Source organism: Vibrio harveyi, assembly GCF_030060435.1.
Classification (GTDB): domain Bacteria; phylum Pseudomonadota; class Gammaproteobacteria; order Enterobacterales; family Vibrionaceae; genus Vibrio; species Vibrio harveyi.
In genome coordinates, this window is record NZ_CP125875.1 from 1,740,167 (window position 1) to 1,752,471 (window position 12,305).

The following is a 12,305-nucleotide window of genomic DNA, read 5'->3' on the forward strand; positions in this document are numbered from 1 at the left end:
ATTATTAGGTTTAAGTGAAGTTGAACTTATGAAACTCGTAAAAATCGCTCTTATCGTCGCTGTTGTAGCTCTCGCTCTGTTCGCGGCAAAACAAACTGGCATTCTTGAAATCATCACTGACATCAAGAGCCTACAAGATTGGATCGCAAGCTTTGGTGTGTGGGGTTACGCCGTATTCGTAGCAGCATTCGTATTTGCGTGTGTTTTCCTACTACCGGGCAGCGCATTTACCATTGTGGCAGGTATCGTATTTGGTCCTATCAAAGGTGGCGTATTGGCGCTCTTTTCTGCAACGCTTGGTGCAGTAGCAGCCTTTATCGTGGCGCGCTTCCTACTGCGTAACACCATCATGAAGAAGTTTGGCGACAACCCAATATTCAAGAAAATCGATGACGGTGTAGCAGCAAACGGCACCAGCTTCTTGATTCTGACTCGTCTTGTGCCTGTATTCCCATTCAGCCTACAAAACTACGCTTACGGTCTAACCAGCCTAAACCTTGGCACTTACGCTCTGGTTTCTCTGTTGACCATGGCGCCAGGTGCTTTCATTTTTGCTTACATGGCTGGTGACATCGCAACAAACGGTGTGTCTGCAATGTTGTTGGTAAAATTTGCGGTTGCGGGTCTTGTGCTGTTTGGCATGTCTTTGATTCCAAAATACATCGCAAAGAAAAAAGGCATCAACATGGAAGAATTAGCGAAGTAATCCGGTCTATCCATTATTGAAGTCAAAATAGTGCGACTTATCGAGAGTCGCACTATTTTCATTGCTACTGATTTGCTCACACTTTGTCCTTAAATTGGTGACTTTTAAGACCAAAAACTGACGTGGATTGGTATCACCTCACAAGGCGAGTAATTCTCTGAATCTATTATCAAATTCGCGTTGATAATAGAGCAAGATAGATTACTATCCATCTAGAGGGAACGGAGCTTCCAGCGTGGTTTATCCCCAATTCAGAGTACCAAAACAGCCGTTTGTACCTCATGGGAATATAAAGCTCCAAAATGAAAACAAAGATAAAGAAACACGGATTACGTATGAAAAAGCTACTTAGCACCATTGGCATTTTAGCCACCACATTCGCGACCTCCTCTTTTGCATCTTCGACCGCTGAAGAATGGCAAAAAATAGAACAGCAAGCCGACGGTCAGACCGTTTATTTTCATGCTTGGGGTGGTAGCCAAGAAATTAACCGCTACATCCAATGGGCAGGCAAAGAGCTTAAATCTCGCTACAACGTGACACTTAACCACGTCAAGGTCACCGATATTTCTGAAACCACCACTCGTCTTATTGCTGAAAAAGCCGCAGGGAAAAACAGCGGTGGCAGTGTTGATATGGTTTGGATTAATGGCGAAAACTTTAAATCGATGAAAGACAACCAACTATTGTTTGGTCCTTTCGTTGAAGGTTTACCAAGCTGGCAGTATGTCGATAAAACCCTGCCTGTTGATGTCGATTTCTCTGAACCAACAGATGGTCTAGAAGCGCCTTGGGGCGTAGGTCAATTGGTGTTTATCTACGATGAAGAAACCCTGCACAACCCGCCAAGCTCATATGCTGAAATGCTGAGCTACGCAAAAGCGTTTCCAAATCGTCTGACATACCCTCGCCCACCGGAGTTTCATGGCACCAGTTTCATCAAATCTCTACTGATCGAACTGAGCAATAACGATCCTGCACTGCAAAAGCCAGTGACAGACGAATCATTCAAAACTATCACGCAACCTCTATGGGCTTACCTAGATGAATTTCACAAAGTCGCATGGCGTGGCGGTAAGCAGTTTCCGGGTGGCACAGCGGAAACGGTACAACTACTAGATGATGGTCAGATTGACTTAGCCGTCACTTTTAACCCAAATGCGGTTTATTCAGCACAATCTAGCGGCAACCTTGCAGATAGCACCAAAGCGTATGCGATGGATGCGGGTGCACTTTCTAACATTCACTTCTTAGCTATCCCTTGGAACGCAAACGCCAGTGCAGGGGCTCAAGTTGCTATAAACTTTTTATTAAGTCCTGAAGCGCAATCTCGTAAAGGTGATATCAACATCTGGGGTGATCCTTCAGTGCTAAGCAGCCAATACCTGACTGGTACGGCTAAAAATACTCAACAATTCAAGTCTATTGCAGAGCCACATCCAAGCTGGCAAGCCGCACTAGAAAAAGAATGGTTGAAACGCTACGGGAATTAATAATCACCCATGTTAAGAGCGCTGTATCTAGTTATTATCGCAGTTTGTATATTACCAACCATCCCGGGTCTACTCGGGGTGGTGGTCTCTGCGCTCGGCTATGTTCCCCCTATCGGCTTACATCATTTTTCACTTGATGGCTTTGATGCTGTGTTTGACTGGGAAGGCGTGTGGACATCTATTGGTCTAACGTTCTACTCTGCCATTTTCAGTAGCTACCTTGCTTGTTTGATGACGTTTGCGATTCTGCAAGCTTCTTGGGGAAGTAAATTCTGGCGTAAAATCGAAGTCAGTCTTTCTCCGCTTCTTGCCATGCCACACGTGGCATTCGCCATTGGTTTTGCTTTCCTATTTGCACCAACAGGTATGGGCGTTCGCGTACTCAACCAAATGTTTGGTTACGATCCAAATGCGCAAACGGTGAATGACTTAGCGTTGCTGATCAAAGACCCACACGCACTAGGTTTGATCATCATGCTTGCCATCAAAGAAGTCCCGTTCCTTTTGTTGATGAGTATTCCGATTCTTCAACAATTGAAGGTCGAGAAGATAGAAAAAGTCAGTCATTCGATGGGGTATAGCTCAGCTCAAGCTTGGTGGAAATGCGTTTTCCCACAATGGTTAGCAAAACTGCGCTTCCCAATGCTAGCCGTGCTGGCTTACAGCTTATCCGTTGTCGATGTCGCGCTAATTATCGGTCCAACCAACCCTCCTACCTTTGCAGTATTGGTATGGCAGTGGTTTAACGATCCTGATTTATCCCTCCTACCAAGGGCGGCGGCGGGTGCGGTGGTGCTGTTTGCTATTGCAAGCCTTTTGATTGGTTTTGCACGACTCGTCGAGTGGAGCATCACCAAAGGCTTCAAGCGCTGGCAATACTCCGGTCGTAGCGGTTTCCGCTTACCAGGAAAGACCTTGTTCTCTATGATTGCTCTACTCGCACTGTTAATGGTGCCGTTGATGGTGGTGTGGAGCTTTGCACAGCGTTGGCGTTTCCCTGACTTATTGCCAAGCCGTTACAGCTTACGTTTTTGGGAATACGAGTGGCAAAGCATTCTTGGCACGCTAGAGCAAAGCATGTTGATTGCGGTGATCAGCGCATCAATTGCTCTGGTACTTGCTCTGATTGCTCACGAATACCGACTGCGTTACCGCTGGCAAGTCCCAGGGTACATCATTGCCGTGCCAATGTTGATTCCGCAGCTTTCCGTTTTGTTTGGAATGCAAGTCGTCACGCTGTACCTCGACAGCAGCGCGTACTTGTTCTGGGTATGTTGGGCACACGTCTTCTTTGCTTTCCCGTTTGTTTACCTATCACTCGACGGTCCATGGCGCAGCTTCGACAATGGTCTGACTCGTGTCGCCTTAAGCCTTGGTAAATCACCGATGCAGGCTTGGTTAAAAGTCAAACTGCCCATTCTTTTGCCTGCGATTGCTTTTGCTTGGGCAGTTGGCATTAGTGTCAGCTTAGCGCAGTACCTACCAACACTCGTGCTGGGAGCTGGTCGCATCAGCACAATAACAACAGAAGCGGTCGCCCTATCAAGTGGCTTTGACCGTCGTGTCACTGCGATTTACGCAATTTGGCAAGCTCTCTTGCCGTTAATGTTCTTCTCTTTTGCGATTTTACTTAGCCGCTTACACGTTAAGTATCGCCGGTTGTCTATTAAAGGTTTACTACCGAATGAGTCTCTGTCTCGAAAACCTCGCCATCCATAAAACCAATGGCGACACGCTTTTCTCTGCCTTCAATATGACGGTAGAGAAAGGTGAAATTGTTACCCTGATGGGTCCAAGCGGCTGTGGCAAATCCACTTTATTGGATGCCATTGCTGGTCACCTATCTTCCGAGTTCGACTATTCAGGCTCAATCACTCTCGATAATGAAAAGTTGGATGCTTTGCCTGCGCATAAGCGTCAGGTAGGTATTTTGTTCCAAGACGATTTGCTCTTTCCGCACCTCACCGTATGGGAAAACCTTGCCTTCGCTCTGCCTGATTCAATCAAAGGGGCTGAGCGTAAAGAACGTGCGATGCAAGCATTGAAACACATCTCGTTAACCAAGCTCGCGGAATCTTTCCCAGATCAAATATCAGGTGGTCAGCGCGCCCGTATCGCTCTGACTCGTATGTTGTTGGCGAAACCAAAAGTTGCCCTACTCGACGAACCATACAGCAAACTCGATAAAGATTTGCGCGTGCAGTTTCGTAACTGGGTCGTGGAACAGCTTCAACTTGCTAATATCCCCGCGTTGATGGTGACGCACGATGAAGACGATATCCCTGCAGGCAGTCGTTGCCTAAACTGGCCGTGGGAGACAAGTCATGCTTGATAGCCTAAGCATCAAAATCATTAAGTGGCCACTGGCACAAAGCGCAAAGCTGATCGACAAATGTGGCGTGACGGCTAACCAAACCACACTGTTCGGTTTTGCCCTTGGATGCTTTGCCCTACCAGCATTGATGGCAGAGCAATACACACTCGCATTAGCGTTTATCCTGCTGAACCGAATTTGTGATGGATTAGATGGTGCGTTGGCAAGAATCCAAGGTATTACCGATGCCGGAGGCTTTCTCGATATTAGCTTGGACTTCTTGTTCTATTCTTTGATTCCATTTGGTTTTGTGTTGGCAAATCCAGAACAAAACGCCGTCGCGGGCGCATTCTTGATCTTCTCGTTTATTGGCACGGGGAGCAGCTTCTTAGCTTTCGCGATCATGGCAGGTAAACGCGGTATCGATAACCCTGTCTACAAACACAAATCTCTGTACTACATGAGCGGTCTAACAGAAGGCACCGAGACCATTGGTTGTTTCGTGTTGTTCTGTTTGTTCCCACAACATTTTGCCGTGATTGCGTATATCTTTGGTGCGGCGTGTTGGTTTACCACATTTACACGTATTTACTCTGGGTTTCATACGCTGAAACCGTAAACAAAACTTAAAGGGAGATTCCTGATTGCTACGAAGGAATGCAACCGGGAATCTCTTTTCAATCTTCCCTCAATAAAGCATCCCACTCACCACCAGCGTCACCACAATCCCAGAGACAAAACTCGGCACATGCCACTTCTGCTGCTTAGCTCGAAAATACTCTTTTTGTCGCTCTTCTTGATAGCTCTTCACCGCTAGTTCTTTAATGTAATCGTTTTGCATAATCTACCCTCCTGACGTTTTTCAAATCGAGGATAGAAGCTCAAGTTAACTTGAGGTCAATGCTGAAGTTCCAATTTAGGATATATTCCTTAGAAGTGGAGCGATCCTTGCTTTCAATTCATTAAACTCAACCAGTTGCATTTATTTGTATCACAGTTCTGGCGTGTCACTTGATCGTCGTCAATGGAACATCAATCTATTTCACCTTTCGATGTTCAAATGACATCAAGTTGCTAGCATGAGCCCATTCAAGATAACTCTGGGCTTGTTATGACTCCTACTGTTGACCATGTACTCCTCAATATCGCACTCAATTTGAGCTCAAACCGTTCTCATGAGCAGCAATACCAAAACCTGATTGATGGGGTCGCACAAGTCTTCCCTTGTGATGCGAGTTGCTTGTTCATATTCGATGAGGATGGCTTTCTAACGCCGGTTGCAGTAAAAGGCTTGTCAAACTCAGTACTCGGTCGCCGTTATTTTCCTAAAGCCCATCCGCGCTTAGACGCTATTATCCACAACCGTGAGCCTGTTCGCTTCGATGCCGACTGTGCCCTGCCCGACCCATTTGACGGGACATTATTGACCGAAGACCAATGCATTGATGTCCATGACTGCATGGGTTTTAGCTTATATGTTGAAGGGCAACTTGTCGGGGCATTAACCATGGATGCACTTGCGGTTGGCGCGTTTGATCATATCGACCCAGTAGCTATCGAAACCTTCGCGGCACTAACGGCGGCAACACTGCGCAACATTGCACAATTAAAAGCCCTCAAAGCACAAAACCAAAAGCAAAAAAGCGTTACACAAACCCTGATTCAACAAGCGCGATCACAACATGGTGACATGGTTGGCTTAAGTCCACAGATCAATCAGTTACGAAATAACATAGCAACCGTTGCACAATCGGATTACGCGGTATTGGTATCTGGAGAAACCGGTACAGGTAAAGAACTTGTCGCTCATTCAGTTCACGCTCAATCTCATCGCAACGATAAGCCGATGATCTACGTGAACTGTGCCGCTCTGCCCGAGGGCCTGGCGGAGAGCGAACTGTTTGGCCATGTGAAGGGAGCTTTCACCGGAGCCAATAGTCACCGTGCAGGTAAGTTCGAGCTAGCTGATGGCGGCACAATCTTCCTAGATGAAGTGGGTGAATTGCCTTTAGTTTTACAAGCAAAACTACTGCGCGTTATTCAGCAAGGCGAGCTGCAACGTGTGGGCAGCGATCAGCATTTGATGGTGAACGTACGCATCATCGCAGCCACTAACCGACAGTTAGAAAAAGAAGTGGAAACTGGCACATTCCGCGCTGATTTGTTCCATCGATTGAACGTGTTTCCCATCAAAGTGCCACCACTGCGCGCGCGTGACGGCGACATTCCAGTTCTTGCGGGATACTTACTGGAAAAAGTGCGTCAGCAATTTAACGCACCAAACCTTCATGTTCACCCTAAGGTACTGAATCAATTAGAGTTTCTGCCTTGGTACGGTAATGTTCGAGAGCTTGAGCATACCTTAACGCGAGCAGCATTACATGCCATTCAGCAAGGCGATAGCACCATCATGCTCAATCACTTTGACACTTCACTCGCGTTAGATGATGTAAAAAGCACATCACATTACTTGCCTAGAGAGAGCCAGCCGATGCGCGAGTTGGTGGAGCGTTATCAACATGACTTGATTGAGCACGCATTGAGCCAATCTGGCGGTGTTTGGGCAAAAGCAGCGGAGTTTTTACAAATGGATCGAGGTAACTTATATCGCATGGGTAAAAAGCTCGGCATAAATAAATAGAGGCTCCCGCTTCGCCCTTGTGAAACAACGATTTACTTTTATCGATAGCAAACATATCGATAACAAACAAAGAGATTCCGGATGACTCACTCTGGCTCGTCCGGAATGACACCCAACACCAATGAACTTGGGCTAACTGTCCCATCTGGTTTCTCGTATTTCACTTACTCTTCCTCATTCGTAATAATTAAACCGCTCAAGTCTCAGCTTTCTTGTAACTCTTTAAACTCATCAAGTTTTCGGTTGCCTTATTGCGTCATTCCCGACAGCGACGAAGGAGCGTAATCGGGAATCTCTTGCCTCCACAAAACCGCAATAACTTATCTCCTGTTTAACAAGCACTTCTACTATCGTCCGTTAAAACGTTTATCGCGCGTCGCTTTTATCACCAATTCAAATACACCGTTGTAATTTACACATCAGTTACGTTGTAAAAATCACATCATCGACATACTCAAAAAAACATAAAGCCGTTAAAAATCAAAGAGATAATTATTGGCACGCATTCTGCTCTATTGGAGAAAACAAAACGACTATTACTACAATCACTGGAGAACCCAATATGTTCTGTATTCAATGTGAACAGACAATCCAAACCCCGGCTGTAAAAGGCTGTTCTTTCGCACAAGGTATGTGTGGCAAAACTTCAGAGGTATCCGATCTACAAGACGTGTTGGTTTACACTTTGCAAGGGGTTTCTTTTTGGGCAGCACGCGCGCTTGAATTCAATATCATCAATGATGAAATCAACCAGTGGGCTCCAAGAGCATTCTTCTCTACGTTGACCAACGTAAACTTTGATCCAGAACGTATCCTTGAACTGACTTCTCAAGCAGCCACTTACAAAGCGCAGCTAAAAGACCAAGCGACGACAGCAGCAACTCTTGCAGATGAAGTGCTAGTGAACATTCCTGATGTAGCGAACTTCGAGTTGCCAAACAGCGCAGAGGAAATTTTGGCGTTTGCTCCTCAAGTTGCGGTAAACCGCGGTAAAGAACAAGTACACGAAGACGTTATCGGTCTACGTCTGCTTTGCTTATACGGTCTAAAAGGTGCAGCTGCGTACATGGAACACGCACGCGTACTTGAGCAAACCAACAATGACATCTTCGCCGAATACCACGAAATCATGGCTTGGTTGGGTACTGACCCTGAAGATCTAGGCGAACTGTTAGATTGCTCAATGCGTATTGGTCTTATGAACTACAAAGTGATGGAAATGCTGGATCACGGTGAAACAGCTACGTTCGGTCACCCAGAGCCAACAACCGTTAACGTTAAGCCAGTCAAAGGCAAATGTATTCTTGTTTCTGGTCATGACCTTCACGACCTAGAAAAAATCTTGCAACAGACAGAAGGCAAAGGCATTAACGTATACACTAACGGTGAGATGCTGCCTGCACACGGCTACCCAGAGCTGAAGAAATACCCTCATCTAGTAGGTAACTACGGCAGCGCGTGGCAGAACCAACAGAAAGAATTCGCCAACTTCCCTGGCGCGATTGTGATGACCTCAAACTGCCTATTGAACCCGAACGTGGGTCAGTACGCAGACCGTCTATTCACTCGTAGCATTGTCGGTTGGCCAGGTGTCGCTCACCTAGAAGGTGATGATTTTAGCCAAGTAGTCGAGTGTGCATTGGCACAAGAAGGCTTCCAACACGATGAAATCGAGCACAACATCACGGTTGGTTTTGGACGTAACGCACTGATGAACGCGGCTCCTGCGGTTATCGACCAAGTGAAACAAGGCAACATCAAACACTTCTTCCTAGTAGGTGGTTGTGATGGCGACAAAGCAGAACGTAGCTACTACACAGACTTCACTGCAGAAGCACCAGAAGATACGCTAATCCTAACGCTGGCTTGTGGTAAATACCGCTTTAACAAGAATACATTTGGCGATATTAATGGCATCCCTCGCCTATTGGATGTGGGTCAATGTAACGATGCATACTCAGCAATTCAGCTGGCATTAGCCCTTGCGAAAGAATTCGACTGCGACATCAACGAGCTTCCTCTTACGCTTGTTCTTTCTTGGTTCGAGCAAAAAGCGATTGTGATCCTACTTACGCTATTCGCACTGGGCGTAAAAGGCATCTACACAGGTCCAACAGCGCCTGCATTCTTGACGCCAAACCTGATTGCAATTATCCAAGAGAAGTTCGATATGCGCAGCATTGGTAATGTTCAAGATGACCTTAAAACTATCCTAGCAGCGTAATCACCTTGCTTATCACGCGCCTCCTTAATTGGGGGCGCTTTTATCTATTGAGTACTCGACAACCAAAGAGATTGTTATGTTTTTTGAATGGCAAGGCAGTCAACCTGTCACCTTACGCTGTGTAGATAAATATCACGAGACTGCCGATGCAGTGAGCCTCAAGCTGGCAGACTTATCTGAATCGCTTTTGTTTGAATTTAAAGCGGGTCAGTTCATAAATCTTGGCATTGAAATCGATGGCAAGATGGAATTCCGAGCCTATTCACTCAGTTCCCTTTCCGGCGATGATTGCTTACAACTGACCATTAAACGCGTCGACGGCGGGAAGGTATCAAACTACATCATCGATAAACTGTTGATTGGAGATACAGTTCAAGCTCTTCCACCAACGGGTGATTTCAACTGTGTTGACCATCCACCAATCACGCTAGATGGTAAAAAGAAAGCCCTGCTGATCAGTGCTGGATGCGGCATCACTCCCGTATTCGCGATGACAAAACAATGGCTGAGCAATGATCAAGAAGTGGATATCGAATTTCTGCATATCGCTCGCTCTCAACCAGAAACGATTTACTTTGATTTGCTAGAGACTTACCACTCAGTTTACCCAGATTTTAACTTGAAGCTGTTACTAAAAAATCGCGGTGAGACCCAGTACCCTGAAGGTCGACTCAGTAAGGAATGGCTTCAGGAGTTGGTCCCAGATTTTAATCAGCGCACGGTTTATCTATGTGGTCCAAACCAGTTCATGCTCGATGTTCAAGGTTATTTGACCGAGCTTGGCTTTGATATGGCTAACTTCTTCCAAGAAAGCTTTACACCAGCAGCAAGTGAAGAAACTGAAGTGTCAGATGAAACGGCAAGTGTGTCAGTCCCCGATTTTGCTCAAACGATTGATGCACAAAAAGGTCAAGTCCTTGCTGATGTGTTGGAAGGCGCAGGGTTACCGTTGATCGTCGCTTGTCGAAGTGGCATTTGTGGCTCTTGTAAGTGTAAGGTTCGCAAAGGCAGTGTTTCTTCAACCAGCCTTGAAACATTAACACCGGAAGAAATTGAACAAGGTTATGTACTCGCCTGTTCTTCGACGATTGAATCCGACCTCGAAGTTCAGATTGGTTAAAGCGGTTGATACAAACATTAAAAAAGCGCCGTACTCGGCGCTTTTTGTTTATCGAAGACTGTAATTCTACCAAGACGCGAAGCATTTGATAGAGATTCTCTATAAGGAGAAACGACTGAGCTGGGAACCTCGCTTTAAACTCAGCTAAACAGCAGAACCTTCAGTGCGGCTTCGCTATCTACATCCATAAACTCTGGTGGGTTGTCCAAACGCTCACGGAATGTCAGCTCAGGCGCTTCTTCCTTCATGCTTTCAATCAAGAAATCGCTGGTCACCGATGGCGAGTTTACACACGCGAGAACTTGTCCACCTTCTGCTAGCAAATCTGGCAAACGGCGTAGAATCTTTTTGTAGTCTTTCGTTAACGCGAAGCTGCCTTTTTGGAATGATGGTGGATCAATGATGATCATATCGTACTGACCTGACTTCTTGATCTTCCCCCACGACTTAAAGATGTCGTGCCCCATAAAGCTCACTTGGTTGATGTTATGGCCATTCAGTTTATGGTTCTCACGACCTTTCGAAAGCGACGCTTTTGCCATATCCACGTTTACGACTTTATCGGCACCACCAGCAATAGCCGCCACAGAAAAGCCGCAAGTATAAGCGAACAGGTTAAGTACATTTTTGTACTTGGCATTTTCACGAACCCAATCACGACCGTAGCGCATATCAAGGAACAAACCGAAGTTCTGGTTACGACCGATATCTAGCTGGTACTTCAAGCCACTTTCTTCAACCACAGGTCGAGCATCTAGCTCACCCAACAGAATTTCTGAAGGTGCGCCGTCAGCATAACGGTGTTGAATCACGATAGTGCGCCCCTGTTTCTCTGCCCACAGAGCAGATTCAGAAAGCGTATTTAAACCAGCTTTTAATTCAGAAACAAACGTCTCATCGACTTCTTTAAATAGGTTAATGATCAACTGACCTTGTAACCAATCACATGTGATTTGCTCTAAACCTTCGAAGCGGCGACCGCGACCGTGGAACAGTCGGCGAATTTCATTGGGAGCTTGTGTTAGCTCCGCTTCTAGATGCTGGAAAAACAGCGGAAGTTGTGATGCTTGCATCGAATTCTCTTATTCGTTTTCTTTGTAATGGTTATTTGATCGTAGGCCAGTTCAGTTCCCATGGAGAAAGCCAAGTGTCGATACCTTGGGATACAATTTCATTGTGCCATTTACTGCCAAGCGCTTTATGCTCGCGTGGATCGCAAACAAAGCAGTGTGTTTCATCTTGATACGGGAAACACAATGAAAATGCATGCAAGTAACCACGGTCAGCGTCATTACCTGCATTATAAATAGGATCACCAACAATACCCGAACCAACGGATTTTAATGCCACACGAATTTGGTGTGTTTTGCCAGTATGCGGCTTGCATAAAAACAGGCGCTCTCCCGGCTCTGCAGCGAGAGAAAAGAATTGGGTAATCGCTGGATTCGTTTTGCTGTTGACCAGTTTCCATGAAGAACGACGAGAGCGTTCCATGTCCCCCACTACCAGCCCTTGCTTCTTCTTAGGCTTTTTCGAACCAATCGCAAGATAGAACTTCTCGACTTCACGATCTGCAAATGCTTGCGACAACGCGCTTGCTGCTTTTGCGTTGCGACCCAAAAGCAAAATTCCAGACGTCATTTTGTCGAGGCGGTGAATAAGATACAACTGCTCATCACCACTTTGTTTCGCTACTTCTTGCAGCAACATAGTTTCACCATCGTCCTTATGTACTGAGACGTTGGGATGTTTATTGATGATCAGAAAATCTGGATGGGTGTGTAGAATGTCGAACATAAAAAACTGG

At 46.0% G+C, this 12,305-nt stretch carries 11 protein-coding genes; 8 read left to right on the top strand and 3 right to left on the bottom strand.

The genetic code is table 11. From position 1 onward, the window contains the following. Nucleotides 1-28 precede the first annotated feature (28 nt). The 5 genes from QMY49_RS08380 to QMY49_RS08400 all read left to right on the top strand — a co-directional run bounded on the left by QMY49_RS08380 (nt 29) and on the right by QMY49_RS08400 (nt 5,132). Nucleotides 29-706 carry a TVP38/TMEM64 family protein gene (locus QMY49_RS08380; RefSeq protein WP_005450645.1) on the top strand — a complete coding sequence of 226 codons (678 nt, stop codon included), beginning with the start codon at nt 29-31 and terminating at the stop codon, nt 704-706. 335 nt (nt 707-1,041) lie between these two features. After that, nucleotides 1,042-2,199 carry an ABC transporter substrate-binding protein gene (locus tag QMY49_RS08385; protein WP_005450647.1) on the top strand — a complete coding sequence of 386 codons (1,158 nt, stop codon included), beginning with the start codon at nt 1,042-1,044 and terminating at the stop codon, nt 2,197-2,199. Nucleotides 2,200-2,208: 9 nt separating this feature from the next. Further along, entirely contained in the window at nt 2,209-3,918 is a 1,710-nt protein-coding gene (locus QMY49_RS08390; RefSeq protein ID WP_017819507.1) for an ABC transporter permease, read from the top strand. Beyond that, nucleotides 3,884-4,531 (top strand): ATP-binding cassette domain-containing protein, encoded by a 648-nt coding sequence (locus tag QMY49_RS08395; protein WP_005450651.1) that lies wholly within the window; start codon nt 3,884-3,886, stop codon nt 4,529-4,531. The genes QMY49_RS08390 and QMY49_RS08395 overlap by 35 nt, the downstream gene beginning before the upstream one ends. Then, nucleotides 4,524-5,132 carry a CDP-alcohol phosphatidyltransferase family protein gene (locus QMY49_RS08400; RefSeq protein ID WP_005450653.1) on the top strand — a complete coding sequence of 203 codons (609 nt, stop codon included), beginning with the start codon at nt 4,524-4,526 and terminating at the stop codon, nt 5,130-5,132. The genes QMY49_RS08395 and QMY49_RS08400 overlap by 8 nt, the downstream gene beginning before the upstream one ends. A gap of 69 nt (nt 5,133-5,201) precedes the next feature. On the opposite strand, the gene QMY49_RS08405 is transcribed toward QMY49_RS08400, so the two are convergent. Beyond that, nucleotides 5,202-5,354: a hypothetical protein gene (locus QMY49_RS08405; protein ID WP_017188183.1), complete on the bottom strand. Its 153-nt coding sequence runs from the start codon at nt 5,352-5,354 to the stop codon at nt 5,202-5,204. 270 nt (nt 5,355-5,624) lie between these two features. On the opposite strand from QMY49_RS08405, the gene norR reads away from it, so the two are divergent. The 3 genes from norR to QMY49_RS08420 all read left to right on the top strand — a co-directional run bounded on the left by norR (nt 5,625) and on the right by QMY49_RS08420 (nt 10,498). Next, nucleotides 5,625-7,154, top strand: a complete 1,530-nt coding sequence (gene norR, locus QMY49_RS08410; protein ID WP_283310998.1) for a nitric oxide reductase transcriptional regulator NorR — start codon at nt 5,625-5,627, stop codon at nt 7,152-7,154. Nucleotides 7,155-7,716: 562 nt separating this feature from the next. Then, complete coding sequence (gene hcp / locus QMY49_RS08415) at nt 7,717-9,378, top strand: hydroxylamine reductase (protein WP_222325614.1); 1,662 nt, start codon at nt 7,717-7,719, stop codon at nt 9,376-9,378. A 76-nt stretch (nt 9,379-9,454) separates the two neighbouring features. After that, nucleotides 9,455-10,498 carry an FAD-binding oxidoreductase gene (locus tag QMY49_RS08420; protein ID WP_005450665.1) on the top strand — a complete coding sequence of 348 codons (1,044 nt, stop codon included), beginning with the start codon at nt 9,455-9,457 and terminating at the stop codon, nt 10,496-10,498. 140 nt (nt 10,499-10,638) lie between these two features. Here the strand turns inward: QMY49_RS08420 and QMY49_RS08425 are convergent, their stop codons facing one another. Together QMY49_RS08425 and QMY49_RS08430 are read right to left on the bottom strand one after the other, a co-directional pair. After that, nucleotides 10,639-11,571 carry a class I SAM-dependent methyltransferase gene (locus QMY49_RS08425; protein WP_005450667.1) on the bottom strand — a complete coding sequence of 311 codons (933 nt, stop codon included), beginning with the start codon at nt 11,569-11,571 and terminating at the stop codon, nt 10,639-10,641. Between the two features lie 31 nt (nt 11,572-11,602). Beyond that, nucleotides 11,603-12,295 carry a TIGR01621 family pseudouridine synthase gene (locus QMY49_RS08430; protein ID WP_047513565.1) on the bottom strand — a complete coding sequence of 231 codons (693 nt, stop codon included), beginning with the start codon at nt 12,293-12,295 and terminating at the stop codon, nt 11,603-11,605. Nucleotides 12,296-12,305 lie beyond the last annotated feature (10 nt).

Coding starts and splice junctions, on each gene's coding strand:
- QMY49_RS08380 (WP_005450645.1), top strand. CDS start 29: ATGAAACTCGTAAAAATCGCTCTTATCGTCGCTGTTGTAGCTCTCGCT.
- QMY49_RS08385 (WP_005450647.1), top strand. CDS start 1,042: ATGAAAAAGCTACTTAGCACCATTGGCATTTTAGCCACCACATTCGCG.
- QMY49_RS08390 (WP_017819507.1), top strand. CDS start 2,209: ATGTTAAGAGCGCTGTATCTAGTTATTATCGCAGTTTGTATATTACCA.
- QMY49_RS08395 (WP_005450651.1), top strand. CDS start 3,884: ATGAGTCTCTGTCTCGAAAACCTCGCCATCCATAAAACCAATGGCGAC.
- QMY49_RS08400 (WP_005450653.1), top strand. CDS start 4,524: ATGCTTGATAGCCTAAGCATCAAAATCATTAAGTGGCCACTGGCACAA.
- QMY49_RS08405 (WP_017188183.1), bottom strand. CDS start 5,354: ATGCAAAACGATTACATTAAAGAACTAGCGGTGAAGAGCTATCAAGAA.
- norR (WP_283310998.1), top strand. CDS start 5,625: ATGACTCCTACTGTTGACCATGTACTCCTCAATATCGCACTCAATTTG.
- hcp (WP_222325614.1), top strand. CDS start 7,717: ATGTTCTGTATTCAATGTGAACAGACAATCCAAACCCCGGCTGTAAAA.
- QMY49_RS08420 (WP_005450665.1), top strand. CDS start 9,455: ATGTTTTTTGAATGGCAAGGCAGTCAACCTGTCACCTTACGCTGTGTA.
- QMY49_RS08425 (WP_005450667.1), bottom strand. CDS start 11,571: ATGCAAGCATCACAACTTCCGCTGTTTTTCCAGCATCTAGAAGCGGAG.
- QMY49_RS08430 (WP_047513565.1), bottom strand. CDS start 12,295: ATGTTCGACATTCTACACACCCATCCAGATTTTCTGATCATCAATAAA.